This is a genomic window from Streptomyces bicolor (genome assembly GCF_000719285.1).
GTDB classification, from domain to species: Bacteria; Actinomycetota; Actinomycetes; order Streptomycetales; family Streptomycetaceae; genus Streptomyces; species Streptomyces bicolor.
On the sequence record NZ_JOFS01000008.1, the window covers coordinates 66,253 to 83,424 of the forward strand.

At 71.5% G+C, this 17,172-nt stretch carries 17 protein-coding genes and 1 tRNA gene; 10 read left to right on the plus strand and 8 right to left on the minus strand.

Features of this window, described 5'->3' with window-relative positions; translation table 11 throughout:
* Positions 1-36: 36 nt before the first annotated feature.
* From IF78_RS0111685 to IF78_RS0111705, 5 genes are read left to right on the plus strand one after another with little or no spacing between them, the layout of a single operon-like run.
* A complete protein-coding gene (locus IF78_RS0111685; RefSeq protein WP_031481162.1) occupies positions 37-915 on the plus strand; it encodes a Cgl0159 family (beta/alpha)8-fold protein in 879 nt (292 codons plus the stop codon).
* A 26-nt stretch (positions 916-941) separates the two neighbouring features.
* Positions 942-1,829, plus strand: coding sequence for a 5-deoxy-glucuronate isomerase (gene iolB, locus IF78_RS0111690; protein ID WP_031481161.1), 888 nt, complete (start codon positions 942-944; stop codon positions 1,827-1,829).
* Positions 1,830-1,837: 8 nt separating this feature from the next.
* Entirely contained in the window at positions 1,838-3,715 is a 1,878-nt protein-coding gene (iolD, locus tag IF78_RS0111695) for a 3D-(3,5/4)-trihydroxycyclohexane-1,2-dione acylhydrolase (decyclizing) (protein WP_031481160.1), read from the plus strand.
* 30 nt (positions 3,716-3,745) lie between these two features.
* On the plus strand, positions 3,746-5,239 hold the full coding sequence (locus tag IF78_RS0111700; RefSeq protein ID WP_031481159.1) for a CoA-acylating methylmalonate-semialdehyde dehydrogenase: 1,494 nt from the start codon (positions 3,746-3,748) through the stop codon (positions 5,237-5,239).
* Positions 5,240-5,268: 29 nt separating this feature from the next.
* Positions 5,269-6,054, plus strand: a complete 786-nt coding sequence (locus tag IF78_RS0111705) for a GntR family transcriptional regulator (RefSeq protein WP_031481158.1) — start codon at positions 5,269-5,271, stop codon at positions 6,052-6,054.
* Here the strand turns inward: IF78_RS0111705 and IF78_RS0111710 are convergent.
* The 5 genes from IF78_RS0111710 to IF78_RS0111730 form a co-directional block, all read right to left on the minus strand.
* On the minus strand, positions 6,044-6,847 hold the full coding sequence (locus tag IF78_RS0111710) for a DUF427 domain-containing protein (protein ID WP_031481157.1): 804 nt from the start codon (positions 6,845-6,847) through the stop codon (positions 6,044-6,046). The two genes, IF78_RS0111705 and IF78_RS0111710, sit on opposite strands and share 11 nt — an antisense overlap.
* A 46-nt stretch (positions 6,848-6,893) precedes the next feature.
* Positions 6,894-7,880: an aldo/keto reductase gene (locus tag IF78_RS0111715; RefSeq protein ID WP_031481156.1), complete on the minus strand. Its 987-nt coding sequence runs from the start codon at positions 7,878-7,880 to the stop codon at positions 6,894-6,896.
* 99 nt (positions 7,881-7,979) lie between these two features.
* The gene (locus IF78_RS0111720) at positions 7,980-8,642 is read right to left on the minus strand and encodes an NUDIX domain-containing protein (RefSeq protein ID WP_031481155.1); all 663 of its coding nucleotides are present in this window, start codon (positions 8,640-8,642) and stop codon (positions 7,980-7,982) included.
* A 106-nt stretch (positions 8,643-8,748) separates the two neighbouring features.
* Complete coding sequence (locus IF78_RS0111725) at positions 8,749-9,432, minus strand: hypothetical protein (RefSeq protein ID WP_031481154.1); 684 nt, start codon at positions 9,430-9,432, stop codon at positions 8,749-8,751.
* 82 nt (positions 9,433-9,514) lie between these two features.
* A tRNA-Pro gene (locus tag IF78_RS0111730) sits at positions 9,515-9,588 on the minus strand.
* Between the two features lie 100 nt (positions 9,589-9,688).
* Between IF78_RS0111730 and IF78_RS0111735 the strand changes: the two genes are divergently transcribed.
* The 3 genes from IF78_RS0111735 to IF78_RS0111745 all read left to right on the plus strand — a co-directional run bounded on the left by IF78_RS0111735 (position 9,689) and on the right by IF78_RS0111745 (position 11,785).
* The gene (locus IF78_RS0111735; RefSeq protein ID WP_031481153.1) at positions 9,689-10,210 is read left to right on the plus strand and encodes a DUF309 domain-containing protein; all 522 of its coding nucleotides are present in this window, start codon (positions 9,689-9,691) and stop codon (positions 10,208-10,210) included.
* Between the two features lie 106 nt (positions 10,211-10,316).
* Positions 10,317-11,090, plus strand: a complete 774-nt coding sequence (gene cobF / locus IF78_RS0111740) for a precorrin-6A synthase (deacetylating) (RefSeq protein ID WP_031481152.1) — start codon at positions 10,317-10,319, stop codon at positions 11,088-11,090.
* 230 nt (positions 11,091-11,320) lie between these two features.
* The gene (locus tag IF78_RS0111745; RefSeq protein WP_031481151.1) at positions 11,321-11,785 is read left to right on the plus strand and encodes a hypothetical protein; all 465 of its coding nucleotides are present in this window, start codon (positions 11,321-11,323) and stop codon (positions 11,783-11,785) included.
* Here IF78_RS0111745 and IF78_RS0111750 read toward each other — a convergent pair.
* Positions 11,775-12,521 (minus strand): cobalt-precorrin-6A reductase, encoded by a 747-nt coding sequence (locus tag IF78_RS0111750; RefSeq protein WP_031481150.1) that lies wholly within the window; start codon positions 12,519-12,521, stop codon positions 11,775-11,777. The genes IF78_RS0111745 and IF78_RS0111750 overlap by 11 nt on opposite strands.
* A gap of 211 nt (positions 12,522-12,732) precedes the next feature.
* Here IF78_RS0111750 and IF78_RS0111755 point away from each other — a divergent pair, with 211 nt between their 5' ends.
* Together IF78_RS0111755 and IF78_RS0111760 are read left to right on the plus strand one after the other, a co-directional pair.
* Positions 12,733-14,199, plus strand: coding sequence for an alpha/beta hydrolase family protein (locus tag IF78_RS0111755; RefSeq protein ID WP_031481149.1), 1,467 nt, complete (start codon positions 12,733-12,735; stop codon positions 14,197-14,199).
* A gap of 36 nt (positions 14,200-14,235) precedes the next feature.
* A complete protein-coding gene (locus IF78_RS0111760) occupies positions 14,236-15,054 on the plus strand; it encodes an HAD-IIA family hydrolase (protein WP_031481148.1) in 819 nt (272 codons plus the stop codon).
* On the opposite strand, the gene IF78_RS0111765 is transcribed toward IF78_RS0111760, so the two are convergent.
* Positions 15,040-15,813 carry a sulfite exporter TauE/SafE family protein gene (locus IF78_RS0111765; RefSeq protein WP_031481147.1) on the minus strand — a complete coding sequence of 258 codons (774 nt, stop codon included), beginning with the start codon at positions 15,811-15,813 and terminating at the stop codon, positions 15,040-15,042. The two genes, IF78_RS0111760 and IF78_RS0111765, sit on opposite strands and share 15 nt — an antisense overlap.
* 66 nt (positions 15,814-15,879) lie before the next feature.
* Positions 15,880-17,067, minus strand: a complete 1,188-nt coding sequence (locus tag IF78_RS0111770) for a thiolase family protein (protein ID WP_031481146.1) — start codon at positions 17,065-17,067, stop codon at positions 15,880-15,882.
* Positions 17,068-17,172: the final 105 nt, after the last annotated feature.

A 17,172-nucleotide genomic window follows, 5' to 3' on the forward strand; every position in this document is an offset into this window, starting at 1 on the left:
CCCCGGCCGACCGAGCCACCCTGAACGGAGCTTTCCTTGAGTATCAGCATCCCCGACCTCACCGCGGTCAGAGCCCGGCACCCCGAGGCGATCGCCGAGGCCGCGGCCCGCCGGGTGCGCCGCCCGCTGATCGGCGACAGCGGCCGCCTGATGATCGTGGCCGCCGACCATCCGGCCCGCGGCGCCCTCGGCGTCGGCGACCGGCGCCTGGCCATGGCCAACCGGGCCGAGCTGCTGGAACGCCTCTGCATCGCGCTGTCGCGCCCCGGCGTGGACGGAGTGCTGGCCACCGCCGACATCCTGGAGGACCTGCTGCTCCTCGGCGTCCTCGACGACAAGGTTGTCATGGGCTCCATGAACCGCGGGGGCCTGGCCGGCGCGTCCTTCGAGATGGACGACCGCTTCACCGGCCACCGCGCCGAGGACATCGCCCGCCTGCGCTTCGACGCGGGCAAGCTGCTGGTCCGGATCGACTACGACGACCCGGGCTCGCTGACCACCCTGGAGTCCACGGCACGTGCCATCGACGCCATGGCCGCGCTGAGGCTCCCCTTGTTCGTCGAGCCGTTCATCTCCCGGCGGATCGACGGCCAGGTGCGCAACGACCTGTCCGCCGAGGCTGTCACCAGGTCGATCGCCATCGCCTCGGGTCTGGGCGGCACCTCTGCGTACACCTGGCTGAAACTGCCCGTCACCCATGACCCCGAGGACATGGCGGAGGTTCTGGAGACGTCCACGCTGCCCGTCGTCCTGCTCGGCGGCGAGGTCGGGGACGACCAGGAGGGAGCGTACGAGCGCTGGCGCAAGGCGCTCCAGCTCCCCACGGTCCAGGGCCTGGTCGTCGGCCGCTCGCTGCTCTACCCGGCCGAGGGCAGCGTCGAGACGGCGGTGGACACGGCCGTCGGCCTGTTGTGACAAGGATTGCGAGGCGGAGGAACACGATGACGTATCACCTTCCCGCGGGAAAGGCGCTCGGCGGCCCGTACGTCGTGGACGTCACGCCCGAGAAGGCCGGCTGGGGCTACTCCAGCCTGAAGGTCCTGGAGCTGCCGCCCGGCGGCTCGCACACCTTCGAAACCGGCGAGAGCGAGTGGATCGTGCTCTCGCTGACCGGCGGCTGCACGGTCGAGACGACCGACGATTTCGGCCACGACACCTTCCGGCTCACCGGCCGGGACAGCGTGTTCAACGGTGTCAGCGACTTCGCCTACGTGCCGCGGGACGCCCGTACGACCGTCTCGTCCACCGATGGCGGACGTTTCGCGCTGACCGGCGCGCGCTGCTCCCGGCGGCTGCCCGCCCGCTACGGGCCGGCGTCCTCGGTGCCGGTGGAGCTGCGCGGCACGGGCAACAGCAGCCGCCAGGTGAACAACTTCGGCGCGGCAGGGGTCTTCGAATGCGACAAGCTCATCGCGGTCGAGGTCATCACGCCGGGCGGCAACTGGTCGTCCTTCCCGCCGCACAAGCACGACGAGCACCGGCCCGGCGAGGAGTCGGTCCTCGAGGAGATCTACTACTTCGAGTTCGCCGACCACGCGGGCACCCCCGGCCTCGGCTACCAGCGCGTCTCCCCCTCCGGACACGGCCGGAACACCGACGTCCTGGCGGAGGTGCGCGGCGGCGACGTCGTACTGATCCCCGACGGCTGGCACGGGCCCTCCATGGCCGTACCCGGCCACCACATGTACTACCTCAACGTCATGGCCGGCCCCGAGGCCGAACGCGCCTGGCTGATCTGCGACCACCCCGACCACGCCTGGATCCGCGGCACCTGGCCGAACCAGCCCGTCGACCCCCGTCTCCCTCTCTACACCGCCCCGTCCCAGTGAGGTCCCCGATGAGCCAATCCACCGTCCGCCTGACCGTCGCCCAGGCGCTGGTGCGGTTCCTGTCTGCCCAGTACACCGAGCGCGACGGCGTACGGCACCGGCTGATCGCCGGCACCTGGGGCATCTTCGGCCACGGCAACGTGGCCGGCCTCGGCCAGGCCCTCCTCCAGGCGGGCGAGGACGTCATGCCGTACCACCAGGGCCGCAACGAGCAGTCCATGGTGCACGCGGCCGTCGGCTACGCCCGGCAGCTGGGCCGCCTCTCCGCGCAGGCGGTGACGACGTCGATCGGCCCCGGCGCGACGAACCTGGTCACCGGTGCCGCCCTGGCCACCATCAACCGCCTCCCGGTCCTCCTGCTCCCCGGCGACTACTTCGCCTCGCACGCCCCCGACCCGCTGCTCCAGCAGCTGGAGCACCCGACCGAGGCGGACGTGTCGGTCAACGACACCCTGCGTCCGGTGTCGAAGTACTTCGACCGGATCACCCGCCCCGAGGCCCTGATCCCCTCCGCGTTGAACGCCATGCGCGTGCTCGCCGACCCGGCCGAGACCGGCGCGGTGACGCTGGCGCTCCCCCAGGACGTGCAGGCGGAGGCGTACGACTGGCCGGAGGAGTTCTTCGCCGAGCGCGTCTGGTACGTACGGCGCCCCGCGCCGGACCCGGTCGAGCTGGCGGCGGCCGTCGAGGCGATCCGGGCCTCCGAGCGCCCCCTGATCGTCGCGGGCGGCGGCGTCCACCACAGCGAGGCCGAGGCGGCGCTGAAGGCCTTCGTCGAGGCCACCGGCATCCCCGTCTCCTCCACCCAGGCGGGCAAGGGCTCGCTGCGGTACGACCACCCCGCCGACCTAGGCGGCATCGGCCACACCGGCACGTCGGTCAGCGACGACATCGCCCGTGCCGCCGACCTGGTGATCGGCGTCGGCACCCGGTACACGGACTTCACCACCGCCTCCGGCACCCTCTTCCAGAACCCGGACGTGCGCTTCCTGAACCTCAACATCACCGGCTTCGACGCGCACAAGCTGGCGGCGCGGACGCTGGTCTGCGATGCGCGGGCCGGGCTCGAAAAGCTGGTGGAGGAGCTGGCCGGGCACTTTGTGAGCGAGGCGTACGAGGCCGAGTACCGCGCCGGCAAGGAGCGTTGGGACGCGGTCGTCGAGGCCGCCTACCGCGCCGACGACGAGAGCGCCGTACCGACCCAGACGCAGGTGCTCGGCGCGCTGGACGCGGTCGTCGGCGACGACGACGTGGTGATCAACGCGGCCGGTTCGCTCCCGGGTGACCTGCACAAGCTGTGGCGGTCCCGCTCGCCGCGCCAGTACCACCTGGAGTACGGCTACTCCTGCATGGGCTACGAGATCCCGGCCGGCATCGGCATCCAGCAGGCCGCCCCGGACGTCGCCGTGTGGTCGCTGGTCGGCGACGGCACCTACCTGATGATGCCGACGGAGATCGTCACCGCGGTCCAGGAGGGCCTGCCGGTCAACATCGTCCTGGTCCAGAACCACGGCTACGCCTCCATCGGCGGGCTGTCGTCCGAGACCGGCGGCGAGCGCTTCGGCACCGACTACCGCTACCGGGCCGCCGACGGCACCTTCACCGGCGCCCCGCTCCCGGTCGACCTCGCCGCCAACGCGGCCAGCCTCGGCATGGACGTGCTGCGCGCCAAGACGGTGCGGGAGCTGCGCGAGGCGCTGGCCGCGGCCCGTGCCTCCGACCGGCCGACCTGCGTGTACGTCGAGACGGACATCATGAACCCGACCTCGCCGGGCCCCGAGGCCTGGTGGGACGTGCCCGTCGCCGAGGTCGCCTCCCGCGAGGCCGCCGTCGAGGCCCGTGAACGCTACGACCAGCACGTCGCCGGACGCCGTCGCCACCTCTGAACTCCCCCTTACGAAAGGCCCTTTCGCGCCATGAAGACCATCACCCACTGGATCGACGGCAAGCCCGTCGAGGGCACCTCCGGCCGCTTCGGTCCCGTCTACAACCCGGCGACCGGCGCCCAGGAGAAGCAGGTCGCGTTCGCGACCGTCGACGAGGTGGACGCCGCCGTCGCCTCCGCCAAGGCCGCGTTCGAGAGCTGGGGCCAGTCCTCCCTGGCCAAGCGAACGCAGATCCTGTTCAAGTACCGCGAACTGCTGGACGCCCACCGCGACGAGATCGCCGAGCTGATCACCGCCGAGCACGGCAAGGTGCACTCCGACGCGCTCGGCGAGGTGGCGCGCGGCATGGAGATCGTGGAGCTGGCCTGCGGCATCAGCGTGCAGCTCAAGGGCGAGCTGTCGACGCAGGTGTCGAGCCGGGTGGACGTGGCCTCGATCCGGCAGCCGCTGGGCGTGGTCGCGGGCATCACGCCGTTCAACTTCCCGGCGATGGTGCCGATGTGGATGTTCCCGCTGGCCATCGCGTGCGGCAACACCTTCGTGTTGAAGCCGTCCGAGAAGGACCCGTCGGCGTCGTACCGGCTCGCCGAGCTGGCCTCCGAGGCGGGTCTGCCGGAGGGCGTGCTGAACATCGTCCAGGGCGACAAGGTGGCCGTGGACCGGCTCCTGGAGCACCCGGACATCGAGGCGGTGTCCTTCGTCGGGTCGACACCGATCGCGAAGTACATCCAGCTCAAGGCGGTCGAGCACGGCAAGCGCGTGCAGGCCCTCGGCGGCGCCAAGAACCACATGCTGGTCCTGCCGGACGCCGACCTGGACTTCGCCGCCGACCAGGCGATCAACGCCGCGTACGGCTCGGCGGGCGAGCGCTGCATGGCCGTGTCGGTCGTGGTCGCCGTCGGCGACACGGGCGACGAGCTGGTCGGCAAGATCGCCGAGCGGGCGAAGAACCTGCGCATCGGCCCCGGCACCGACCCGGCCTCCGAGATGGGCCCGCTGATCACGCGCGAACACCGCGACAAGGTGGCCTCCTACGTGGCGAGCGCCGCCGAGCAGGGAGCCGAGGTCGTCGTCGACGGCACCGGCTACTCGGTCGAGGGCCACGAGGACGGCTTCTTCCTCGGTGTCTCGCTGCTGGACCGGGTGCCGCTGACGGCGGACGCGTACCGCGACGAGATCTTCGGCCCGGTGCTGGCAGTGGTACGTGCGGAGACGTACGAGGAGGCCATCAAGCTGATCAACGACTCCCGCTGGGGCAACGGCACCGCCATCTTCACCCGGGACGGCGGCGCCGCCCGCCGCTTCCAGCTGGAGGTCAAGGCGGGCATGGTCGGCGTGAACGTGCCGATCCCGGTGCCCGTCGGCTACCACTCCTTCGGTGGCTGGAAGGACTCGCTCTTCGGTGACCTGCACATCTACGGCAACGACGGCATCGCCTTCTACACCCAGGGCAAGGTGATCACCACGCGCTGGCCGGACCCGTCCGACGGCGGTATCAACCTCGGTTTCCCGAGCAACTCCTGACGCACAGGGACGAACAAGGGGAGGGACCCATGGCGAAGACCCGCGGCTCCACACGTGCCGTGTCCGCCTCCGCGCTGGACTCGCTGGACTTCGCCCTGGACCGGGGCAGTCCCGTGCCGCTGTACTACCAGCTCGCCCAGCAGTTGGAGGCGGCGATCGAGCACGGGGCCCTCGCCCCGGGCAATCTCCTCGGCAACGAGGTCGACCTGTCGGTGCGGCTGGGCCTGTCCCGGCCCACCGTCCGGCAGGCGATCCAGTCCCTCGTCGACAAGGGGCTGCTGGTCCGGCGGCGCGGGGTGGGCACCCAGGTGGTGCACAGCCAGGTGAAGCGCGGGCTGGAGCTCAGCAGCCTCTACGACGACCTGGAGGCGGCAGGGCAGGGCCCGACCACTCAGGTCGTCCGCAACGAGCGCGTCCCGGCGACCGCCGACGTCGCGGCCGCGCTCGGTATCGCGGAGGGCACGGAGGTCACGCTCCTGGAGCGGCTGCGCTGCACCCACGGCCAGCCCGTGGCCATCCTGTGCAACTACCTGCCGGGGAGCCTGCTCGACCTGGGCACGGCCCGGCTGGAGTCGACCGGCCTGTACCGGATGATGCGCGCCGCCGGCATCACCCTGCACAGCGCCCGCCAGACCATCGGCGCCCGCTGCGCCACCGCCGAGGAGGCCGAACGGCTCGACGAGAAGGAGGGCGCCGCGCTGCTGACCATGCAGCGCACGGCGTACGACGACACCGGGCGGGCGGTCGAGTACGGCACGCACATCTACCGCGCGTCCCGGTACGCGTTCGACTTCCAGCTGCTGGTCAGGCCTTGAGGCTCGCCGTGAACGGCGTGATGGGCCGCTGGAGCCGATCCCCGTCCACGACGATGTCCACCGCCTCGTTGTAGAAGGCCAGAAGCCCCTTGACGGGGCTCACCGCGGGCAGTGGCTCGGCGTAGCTCCACAGGATGTTCCGGGGGACCTCGCCCTCGCCGCTCCACGTCCAGTACTGCGCCCTGCCCTTGTACGGGCACCCGGTGCGGTGGTCGGTGGGCTCGAACAGGTCGAGCCGGACGTCCTCGCGGGGGATGTAGTACCGCGTCGGCAGCCCCGTCTCGAACAGCAGCACCGGTCGGTGGGTGTCCGCGACGACCGTGCCGCCGATCTCGACCTGGACATGACGGCTGCTGGGCATGGCGTCCACCCGTTTGTGCGGGTCGCGCGGGTGGATGAAGATCTCTTCCTCCTCCTCGTACCAGTGGTCGAGGCCGCTCCCCCAGCGCAGGAACCACTCGAAGGCGATGTGCCCGGCGAGGTCGTCGGCGGGGAAGGTCCACGCCGCGTTCTCCACCAGCTCGCGGTCGAACTCGAGGTCGTAGAAGATCTGCGACCCGGTGTGCTTGCCCGGCGTCGGGTTCTTGGCCGGGCGGAGGAGGTCCGTGCGGACCTCCTCGCGCGGGAACGCGTAGCACGGGACCGGGAGATCGGGTTCCCAGACCAGGACGGGGTGCCGGCTGTCGACGACGGTGACGTCGCCCTTGCGGCCGCGCACCCAGCGTTCGCTGGGCTCCCAGAGGAGGCCTTCGGGGGTCGTACGGACGTTCCGCTCGTTGGGGAACAGAGGCATGGCCCACTCTCCTTCGGCTCCTCTTCGGAGCGTACTCCCGGTGTGGTCAGTGGGCCGCGTCGAGCCGGGCCCGCTGCTCCGGGGTCAGCTCCAGGTCCACGGCGGCCAGGCTCTCCTCCAGCTGGGCCACGGACGACGCTCCGACCAGCGGGACGATCGGCAGCTCGGCACCGATCTGCCAGGCCAGGACGACCTGGTTGAGGGTGGCCCCGGTCTCCTTCGCCACCTCGCGCAGGACGTTCAGCCGGGCCGGGGTTCCCGGGTGGTCGAAGTCCGCGGGCAGCCGGTCGGGGTGCGTGTAGGCGCCCTTGAGCAGCGGAGAGTAGGCGACCAGCGTCAGGCCGGACTCGGCGCGCAGATAGCTCAGCAGCTCCGGGCCGGCGTGGCCGAGGCTGCCGTCGGGGAACAGGCCGCCATCAGGGACGTCGAAGCGGGGCCGCAGGTGGCTGTGGGCGTACTGGAGGACCTCGTAGCCGGCGAGGCCCGCCGCGGCGGCGAGGGCGCGAGCCCGCTCCACCCGCCAGATCGCGTGATTGCTGACCCCGAGGAGACCGACGGTGCCCTCGGCGACCAGCTCGGCGAACCCCTCGACGGTCTCCCGCAACGGCACCCTGTGGTCCTCGATGTGGGCGTAGAGCAGGTCCAGCTTCGCGACGCCGAGCCGGTCACGGCTGCGCTCGGCGGACTCGCGGATCACCTTCGCCGACAGGCCCTCGGCGTTGTCGACATAGCCGGTGCCGGGGGCCAGGGGGCGGGCGCCGAGCTTGGTGGCGATGACGATCTCGTCACCGACGCCGCGGCTGCGCCGCCACCGGCCCAGCAGTTCCTCGCTCTGTCCGCCCTGGCCGCCGTCGGTCCAGAAGGCGTAGTTGTCGGACGTGTCGATGAAGTTCCCGCCGGCCTCGACATAGCGGTCGAGTACGGCGAAGGAGGTCTCCTCGTCGGTCTGCGAGCCGAAGAGCATCGCGCCGAGCGCGAGCACGCTGACCTCGCGGCGGTTGTTCGGGGTGGTGCCGATGGTGCGGTACTTCATGGATGAGTCCCCTCCCGTTCGTGCGCCCGCTTTTGGGGCACGAACGGGAGTCTTCATCTTGAAGCGCACTTCAAGTCAAGGGGCTGCGGGACCGGGCGGTCACTTGGCGAACGGGCCCTCCAGCGCGGCCCATTGCAGCAGCATGATGGTCTTGGCATCGGCGATCTCACCGGTCCGGATCATCTCCAGGGCCCGGCGGAAGGGCAGTTCGAGGATCTCGATGTCCTCGCCCTCCTCGTCCAGCCCACCGCCCTCGTGCGTGCGGGTCGAGGGGCCGTAGGCGGCGGCGTAGAAGCTGACGCGCTCAGTGACCGAGCCCGGGCTCATGTAGACGTCGAAGACATGCTGGACCTCGCCGATGGTGTGCCCGGTCTCTTCCACCACCTCGCGCCGCACGGCGATCTCCGGGTGCTCGTCATCGTCGTCGAGCAGCCCGCCCGGCGTCTCGACGAGCATGCCGTCGGGGTGCCCGTTGACATACACCGGGAAGCGGAACTGGCGCGTGAGCAGGACGGTTTCGCGTTCGGCGTCGTACAGCAGCATCGTGGCCCCGTTGCCGCGGTCGTGCGTCTCGCGCTGCTGGGTGCTCCAGGTGCCGTCGGCGTGCTGGAAGTCGAAGGTGGTGGCGCGCTCCACGTACCAGTGGCTGGAGAGCAGCTTGACGTCCCGCACCTTTACGCGGGGGTTGCCGGTCAGGTCCCGGCCGGCCTGGTCCAGTCCGGTGCGGCCGCGGCGGTCGGGGGTGTCGATGCCGGCGGTCATCGGGGGACGGCCGGGTGGATGAGCGTGTTGGTCATGGCCCGCTTCTACCATCCGGACCCGGCCCGCGTCGCGCGGGCCGGTGTCGAGGGGGCGGGACGTCCGGGTGTCAGCCCTCGACGTCGGCCTTGTCCAGCACCTGTGCCGAGGCGGGCGGCCGGATGTCCAACGGCTCGTCGAAGGCGCTGAACGACGTGGTGGTGACGTTTCCGCCGCCCTTGTGGACGACCCTCAGCAGGTGGGGCTCGCCCTCGGTGGCCACATAGAAGGTGTACGTCCCTTCCTTGTCCGCCTTGTCCGTGACGTGCACGGCCACCGCCTCCCAGTCGTCGACGCGGGTTGCCGCGCCCTTCCTGGCCTTGCCGAACGACTCGAACGTCCAGGTGCACGCGGCCAGTCCGTCGCCGGGCTGTGCCTCGTCGGCGGGCACCTTGGCCCACCGCTTCACCCCGAGACCGTCGATCGTCCGTCCGCTCCAGTTCTCGAGGTACGTCTCGTCCGGGCGGACGTAGTCCGTCTCACCGATCCTGATCTGGTCGAGGCTGCCGTTCTCGCCCCAGGTGGTCTTCGCCGTGCACCGGTCCTTCAGATCGGTCCGCAGGCGCATCGACACCGTGCCGCTGTCCGCGGTGTTGCTCATGTCGACGGTCACGGAACGCAACGTGCGCATCGTGTCGTTGGCCTCGTCGAGCAGGTCGGCCGCGGACTTCTCCGCGCCGCCGTCACCGCCCGAGCATCCGGTGAGCGCGACCCCGACGAGCACACACGCCACCGTCACCGGAATCGTTCGCATCGAGCCCCCGCCCCGTCCCCCTCACACAGAGGCCGCATCGGATCTCTCCGATGCGGCCTCTGCGCAGTGCGACTTCGTAAAGTCGGGACGACAGGATTTGAACCTGCGACCCCTTGACCCCCAGTCAAGTGCGCTACCAAGCTGCGCCACGTCCCGGTGCGCCTCGCGCGGTGAACCGCGTGATCGCGCGAACAGCACTTTACCCCACGTAGCGGGCCGCTTCGAAGACGGCCCGGCGGGGCGGGACAATCGACGTATGGGCACTACATCCTCATCCTCAGGACGGCCGGCCGGCGCGCGGGACCGGGACGACGAGGGGCGGGCGCGCAACGCCCGGCCGCGGGACGGGCTCGGGCGGCCGCTGCCGTACGGCTCGGCGGGTGTGGAGCGACAGCCCGAGGGAGTCGTACGCACCCCCGAGCAGAGCGTCACGGAGGCTCAGGAGCTGCTCGACGCGGGGAAGCCCTTCCACGCGCACGAGGTCTTCGAGGACGCCTGGAAGTCGGGGCCCGAGGAGGAGCGGGCCCTGTGGCGGGGGCTCGCCCAGCTCGCGGTGGGACTCACCCACGCGGCCCGGGGCAATGTGACAGGTGGGGCGCGGCTGCTGCGGCGCGGGGCCGGGGCGGTCGAGGAGTGGGCGTCGGCCTCGGGGCGCGCGCAGCCGTACGGGATGGACCTGGGCGGGCTCGCCGGGTGGGCGCGGGCCCTGGCCGAGCATGTGGAGCGGGGTACCGGGGCCGTGGACGCGGGGGCTCGGGCACCGCGGCTTCGGGCCTGAGGCCGTACGCCGCCCTGTCCCCGACCGGGCGGCAGCGCGCCCTCGGACGTACCGCGACCTCGGACGCGGTGACCTCCCTGTCAGTGCCGTACGGCAGACTCAGGGCGTGCGAAAGATTCATGTCATCGGTATCGGCGCGGGCGACCCCGAGCAGCTGACCCTCCAGGCGGTCAGGGCACTGCGGAGTACGGACGTGTTCTTCATCCTCGACAAGGGCGAGGTGAAGTCGGACCTCACGCGGCTGCGCCGGGACATGCTGGACGCGCACATACCTGAGGGGACGTATCGGGTCGTGGAGGCCCGGGATCCCGAGCGGGACCGCTCGGCCGGTGGTACCGCGTACTCTCCCGCCGTCGGGGACTGGCGCAGTGCCCGTGCCGGGATCTACGAGCGGCTGATCGCGGAGGAGCTGCGCGAGGAGGAGACGGGCGCGTTCCTGGTGTGGGGTGATCCCGCGCTGTACGACAGCACGCTCGGGATCCTGGAGGAGGTCCTGGACAAGGGCGCGGTGGACTTCGAGTACGACGTCGTGCCCGGCATCAGCAGTGTGTCCTCGCTCGTCGCCAGGCATCGGACGGGGCTCAACCGGGTCGCCCGGCCCGTGCAGATCACGACCGGTCGGCGGCTGGCCGAGGGCTTTCCGGAGGGCGTGGACGACGTGGTCGTGATGCTCGACGCCCACCAGGCCTTCCGGAAGTACGCCGGCCAGGACATCGACATCTACTGGGGCGCGTACCTGGGCACCCCTGACGAGATCCTCGCCTCCGGCCCGATCGCCGAGGCCGCGCCCCGCATCGAGCGGCTGCGCGCCGAGGCGCGGGAGCGCAAGGGCTGGATCATGGACACGTATCTGCTGCGCAGGAACCCGAAGGAGCGGTAGCCGGAACGCGGGCGGCAGTGGACCGCCGGGGGGCGGAGTCGACCGCGGGGGCAGTGATCGACGAGGGCTACCTCACCCGCGACGGCTCCCTCCTCGCCCACCCCGGCGGGAGCCCGCGAGGCCGAGCTCATCGGTAAGCCGCACGGAGGCGGAGGCAAGGGAGCTGGCGCTGAGCCCGTCACGCTGAAACCCGGGTGCGGGGCGTGGTGGTCCGCTGTGATACTCGCGGCATGTCCGCCACGCCGGTGCGATTCCGCGATCCCCTCAGCGAGCTGTACCAGTTCACCGACTCGATGCTGGTGCGCTGCCCGCGCTGCGACGGCATCGCCCGCTACGACAGGCGCCCCGCCTTCGCGCCGGACGCCGACGGCACGACGTACTCGCAGCGGCGTCTGGTCTGCCTGTCCTGCGGCCTCGCAGGGAACTCGCCGTGTGCCCAGGGGCGGTGCGTGCACCCCGTGCCGTGGTTGCGGACCGAGACCAGGCATGGAGAGGTGTGGGCCTACAACCTCGAACACCTGGACCTGCTCAGGCCGTTCGTGGCCGCATCGCTGCGGGAGCGGCCGCCCTGGTACGAGCACGGCCGGAAGATGACCTACGTCGCACGGCTGCCCGCCTGGATCAAGCAGGCGAAGAACCGCGACGAGGTCCTGCGCGCCATCGACCGCATGCGTGCCTCGGTCGTCACGGGGTGAGGCCGAGCCGTTCCAGTACCCCCGCCACGTCCGGGACCGCCGCCACGCCCGCCGGGAGCGGGGGGCGTCGTACGACGACGACCGGGAGGGTGAGCCGGCGGGCGGCCGTGAGTTTGGCCGAGGTCGCCGCTCCGCCGCTGTCCTTGGTGACCAGGACGTCGATGCGGTGCCGGCGCAGGAGGGCCGTCTCGTCGGTCACCGTGAACGGGCCGCGGGCCAGGAGCACTTCGGTGTGCGGGGGCATCGGGGGCTCGGGCGGGTCGACGGAGCGTACGAGGAAGCGCAGGTCCGTCAGGTGGGCGAAGGCCGCCAGGCCCAGGCGGCCCGTGGTCAGGAAGATCCGTTGACCGAGGCTCGGCAGCACCGCGGCGGCTTCGCCGAGCGACGCGACCTCGTGCCAGTGGTCCTCGGGGCCCGGTCGCCATCCCGGGCGGCGCAGGACCACCGCCGGCACGCCGGTCGCCGTCGCCGCGCGGGCCGCGTTGGCCGTGATCGACTCGGCGAAGGGATGCGTCGCGTCGACGACGGTGTCGACCTGCTCGGCGCGCAGCCAGCCGGCCAGGCCCTCCGCTCCGCCGAAGCCGCCGATCCGCACCTCCCCCTCGACCCCGCCGGGCCGTGACACCCGCCCCGCGAGCGAGGTCGTGACCCGCACGCCCGGGTGCGCCGTGAGCGCGGCGGCGAGTTCGCGGGCCTCGGTGGTGCCGCCGAGGATCAGGATGTGGCGGGGGGACATGGGGGGAGCGTACGAGGTCCGGCGCGGGGAGCGGGGCGCCGGGTCCGCACGCGCGCGGTGAGGCGAGGCCGGCCGTGCCCTCGCCCCGGCCTTGGGCCGGTCGCGTGAACACTATGAACACAACGATCAGATCGTGGTTCCGCACCCCGTCCCTCCCTAGCATCGCGGCGCACGGCTCGACGACGCGCCGACGAGGACGAGGAGCAGCGTCTTGGACTGGACGAGAACGCAGGCAGTGATCCGCAGGTCTGTTCCACCGGCCCCGCGGCGGCGTACGACGCTGGCCGCCGTGCTGGCCGGAGTCCTCACCGTCGGCATCCTCGTCGGGGCCTCGAACGCCCGGGGGGAGACGGCGGGACCGTCTCGCGCCGAGTGCCCGGCCGATCTGAAGGACAAGGCCGCCTGTTACGCCGGACGCGACTCCAACGGTGCGTACTACGCGATCGCCGTGCCCGACGACTGGAACGGCTCCCTCGTCGTGCACGCCCACGGCGGCCCCGATCTCGGTGCGGGCTCCGACCCCGCCCGCAGCCCCGACGATCTGCGCCGCTGGTCCGTCATGGTGAAGGAGGGCTACGCCTGGGCGGGTTCGTCGTATCGCCGGGGCGGCTACGGGACGCGCATGGCCGCCGCCGACGTCGAGAGCGTGCGCCGGCTGTTCGTCGAGGAGTTCGGCACGCCGCGGCGGACGTATGTGCACGGCCAGTCGTGGGGCGGGAACGTCGCCGCGAAGGTCGTGGAGACCTACGGCAGGCGGCCGGGGGCGTACGACGGGGCGCTGCTCACCAACGGCGTCCTCGCCGGTGGCTCGCGCGGCTACGACTACCGCGTCGACCTGCGCGTCGTCTACCAGTACTACTGCGGCAACCACCCCCGCCCGACCGAGCCGCAGTACCCGCTGTGGCAGGGGCTGCGCGCCGACTCGACGATGACGACCGCCGATCTGCGCGCCCGGCTGCAGGAGTGCACCGGCTACGCGTCGCCGCCCCGGGAGCGGACCGCTCTGCAGCAGCGCAACCTCGACGACATCCTGGCCGTCACGAAGATCCCGGAGCGCACGCTGGAGTCGCATCTGCGGTGGTCGACCTTCACCTTCCGGGACATCGTGCACCACCGCCTCGGAGGCCGGAATCCGTTCGGCAACCAGGGCGTCCGGTACTCCGGGTCGCACGACGACAAGGCGCTCAACGCCGGCGTCGAGCGCTTCGCCCCGGACCCGACGGCCGTACGCGATCTGTCGTACGACAGCGATCTCACCGGCGAGGTCTCGATCCCTGTGCTGACCCTGCACGCGATCGACGATCCGACGGTGTTCGTGGAGCACCAGGCGGCGTACCGGGACACGCTGCGCGGGGCCGACCGGGACGAGAACCTGGTGCAGACGTTCACGCGGGAGCGTGAGCACAGTGTGCTGAGCGACGCCGAGTCCGCCACCTCCATGGCGGCGCTGGACTCGTGGGTGCGGACGGGTGAGAGGCCCACGGTCCGGTCGATCCAGGCCTCGTGCGCGACGTTCGACCTCACCTATGGCACCGGCTGCTTCTACGACCCGGAGTACCGCCCGTCGCCGTACGCCTCGCGTGTCGAGCCGCGGCCGGGCAGGCTGCGGTGGCCGGCCATGACGCAGGCTCAGGAGCGGGCCTGGGGCAGGATCGCGGGTGTCGGGATCGCTCCCTGAGCGGTGCCGTGCCGGTCGGTGGCTATCGTCCCTCGTATGGGATCCGTACGTGCTGTCCTGATTGACATCGACGGGGTCCTCACCGTCTCGTGGCAGCCGCTGCCCGGGGCGGTCGAGGCGCTGCGGGAGATCCGCGATGCCGGCCTCGGTGTCGCGCTGGTGACCAACACGACGTCGCGGACGCGGGCGTCGATCGCCCGGGTGCTGGTGGAGGCAGGGTTCCCGGTGTCCGCCGAGGACATCCTGACCGCGCCGGCCGTCACCGCCGCGTATCTCGTCGAGCACTGTCCGGGGGCGCGGTGTGCACTGCTGAACAGCGGGGACATCGAGGAGGATCTGGGCGGGATCACTCTCGTCGGTGGGGAAGGGGAAACGGAGCACGAGGCTCCGGACGTCGTGGTCATCGGAGGCGCCGGGCCCGAGTTCGGCTACGCGGTGCTCAACCGGGCCTTCGGGCAGGTGCAGCGTGGGGCGCGGCTGGTGGCCATGCACCGGAATCTGTACTGGCGTACGGACGACGGGTTGCAGCTCGACACCGGCGCGTTCCTGGTCGGTCTGGAGAAGGCCGCGCGGGTCGAGGCGGAGATCACGGGGAAGCCGTCGGCCGCGTTCTTCGAGGCGGCGCTGGCGCATGTGGGGGTGGGCGCGCGCGAGGCGGTGATGGTCGGTGACGACATCGAGTCGGATGTGCTGGCGGCGCAGCGGGCCGGCGTCACGGGAGTACTGGTCAGGACCGGCAAGTACCTGCCGGAGACGCACCGGGGCGCGAGCGGCGAGCCCGATCATGTGATCGACTCCTTCGCCGATCTGCCGGCGCTGCTGACGGACCTGCGGGAGCGGTCAGCGCAGCAGTAGCTGTATGCCGCCCACGACCGTCGCCGCTATCACGAGTTGCTCGAACAGTCGCTGGTTGATTCGGTTCACAGCCCATTTGCCGAAAAGCGCACCGGGCACCACGAACACCACCAGCGCGGCGTCCAGCAGCAGTGAGGGGCCGTCGATCAGGCCGAGGCCGACGCTGAAGGGCACCTTGGAGACATTGACGATGAGGAAGAAGAAGGCCGAGGTTCCCAGGAAGCCGAGCTTCCGGAAGCCGGCCGACAGCAGGTACATCGACATCACGGGGCCGCCCGCGTTGGCGACCATCGTGGTGAAGCCGCCGAGGACGCCGTACGAGCGGGCCTTGACGCGGCCGGCCCGCGTGCCGACCGAGTCCGGTTCGTCCTCCTTCTCGGCCGTGCGGCGGCGCCAGACCGTCACGGCGGCCATCATCAGCAGGATCGCGCCGATCGACGTACGCACGATCCCGTCGTCCGCCCACATCAGGAACACCGTGCCGAAGACGACGCCGGCCGCGACCGCGGGGAACAGCCGCCACAGCGTGGGCCAGTGGGCGTGCCGTCGGTAGGTGAGGACGGCGAGCATGTCCCCGGCGATCAGGACCGGCAGCAGGACGCCGGTGGAGGCGCGGGCGGGCAGCACGGCGGCGAAGATCGCGAGGCTGACCGTGTTGGCCCCACTCACGGCCGTCTTGGAGAAGCCGACGAGCAGGGCCGCGAAGGCGAGCGCGGCGAACTCCCAGCCGGTGATGTGCCACAGAGTCATCGTGTCCATGCGGAGACCGATGCTATGTCCGGACAACCGGTACGGGTAAGGACCGTCTCGCCAGTCGGGAGATCGCTAGTGCCTCTCCACCAGCACCGCACTCCCCTGCCCGACGCCGACACACATCGTCGCCAGCCCCCGCTCCGCCCCCGTCCGGCGCATCCGGTGCAGCAGCGTCGTCAGGATCCGTGCGCCGGAGCAGCCCAGCGGGTGGCCCAGCGCGATCGCGCCGCCGCTCGGATTGACCAGCTCGGGATCGATGCCGAGCTGGTCCACGCACGCGAGCGCCTGGGCCGCGAACGCCTCGTTGAACTCGGCCTCCTGGAGGTCGGCGACCGTCCAGTCGGCGCGGGCGAGGGCCTTGCGGGTGGCGGGGACGGGGCCGATGCCCATGACGTCGGGGTGGACGCCGGCCGAGGCGCCGGCCACATAGCGGCCGAGGGACTCCAGGCCCAGGTCGTTCAGGGCCTCCTCGCTGACCAGGAGGAGTCCGGCCGCGCCGTCGTTCATCGGTGAGGCGTTGCCCGCGGTGACGGTGCCGCCCGCGCGGAAGACCGGCTTCAGCCGCGACAGCTTCTCGTACGAAGTGTCCTCGCGGATGCACTCGTCGCTGTCGACCAGCACCCCGTCCGGGCGCGGCACGGGCAGGATCTCGTCGTCGAAGTGGCCGTTCTTGCGGGCGTCGGCGGCCCGTTGGTGGCTGCGCAGCGCGAACTCGTCCTGCCGCTCACGCGGGACGCCGTACCGCTCGGCGACCTCCTCGGCCGTCTCGCCCATGGCCAGCAGGCCGTGCAGCTCCTTCATCGCCGGGTTGACCAGACGCCAGCCGAGCCGGGTGTCGAAGGTCTCCATGCGGTGGGGCAGCGCCTCGTCGGGGCGGGGCAGGACGAAGGGGGCGCGGCTCATGGACTCGGAGCCGCCGGCGAGCACGATGTCGGCCTCGCCGGCCGCGATGGTGCGGGCCGCCGTCGTCACCGCCTCCAGGCCGGACGCGCACAGGCGGTTGACCGTGGCGCCGGGGACCGACTCGGGCAGGCCGGCGAGCAGCGCGGCCATCCGGGCGACGTTGCGGTTGTCCTCGCCGGCCTGGTTGGCGGCGCCCCAGTAGACGTCGTCGACGCGGGCCGGATCCAGCGCGGGCACATCCGCGACGACGCCCCGGATCACGGTCGCGGCGAGGTCGTCGGGCCGCACCGACGACAGCGCGCCGCGGAGTTTGCCGATGGGGGTGCGGCGGGCGGCCGCGAAGTGAACGGGACGCACGACAGATCTCCTGACCGGGCGGTATGGATCGGCACCCTGTTAATTAGCACCGCTAGTTTTGGACTATAGACCGACCCGCCGCGCCCTGGGAAGATCCCCGGGAAC

Bases quoted from the DNA above. Each gene is read 5' to 3' on its own strand.
- iolB (WP_031481161.1), top strand. From the start codon at position 942: ATGACGTATCACCTTCCCGCGGGAAAGGCGCTCGGCGGCCCGTACGTC.
- iolD (WP_031481160.1), top strand. From the start codon at position 1,838: ATGAGCCAATCCACCGTCCGCCTGACCGTCGCCCAGGCGCTGGTGCGG.
- IF78_RS0111700 (WP_031481159.1), top strand. From the start codon at position 3,746: ATGAAGACCATCACCCACTGGATCGACGGCAAGCCCGTCGAGGGCACC.
- IF78_RS0111705 (WP_031481158.1), top strand. From the start codon at position 5,269: ATGGCGAAGACCCGCGGCTCCACACGTGCCGTGTCCGCCTCCGCGCTG.
- IF78_RS0111710 (WP_031481157.1), bottom strand. From the start codon at position 6,847: ATGCCTCTGTTCCCCAACGAGCGGAACGTCCGTACGACCCCCGAAGGC.
- IF78_RS0111715 (WP_031481156.1), bottom strand. From the start codon at position 7,880: ATGAAGTACCGCACCATCGGCACCACCCCGAACAACCGCCGCGAGGTC.
- IF78_RS0111720 (WP_031481155.1), bottom strand. From the start codon at position 8,642: ATGACCGCCGGCATCGACACCCCCGACCGCCGCGGCCGCACCGGACTG.
- IF78_RS0111725 (WP_031481154.1), bottom strand. From the start codon at position 9,432: ATGCGAACGATTCCGGTGACGGTGGCGTGTGTGCTCGTCGGGGTCGCG.
- IF78_RS0111735 (WP_031481153.1), top strand. From the start codon at position 9,689: ATGGGCACTACATCCTCATCCTCAGGACGGCCGGCCGGCGCGCGGGAC.
- IF78_RS0111745 (WP_031481151.1), top strand. From the start codon at position 11,321: ATGTCCGCCACGCCGGTGCGATTCCGCGATCCCCTCAGCGAGCTGTAC.
- IF78_RS0111750 (WP_031481150.1), bottom strand. From the start codon at position 12,521: ATGTCCCCCCGCCACATCCTGATCCTCGGCGGCACCACCGAGGCCCGC.
- IF78_RS0111760 (WP_031481148.1), top strand. From the start codon at position 14,236: ATGGGATCCGTACGTGCTGTCCTGATTGACATCGACGGGGTCCTCACC.
- IF78_RS0111765 (WP_031481147.1), bottom strand. From the start codon at position 15,813: ATGGACACGATGACTCTGTGGCACATCACCGGCTGGGAGTTCGCCGCG.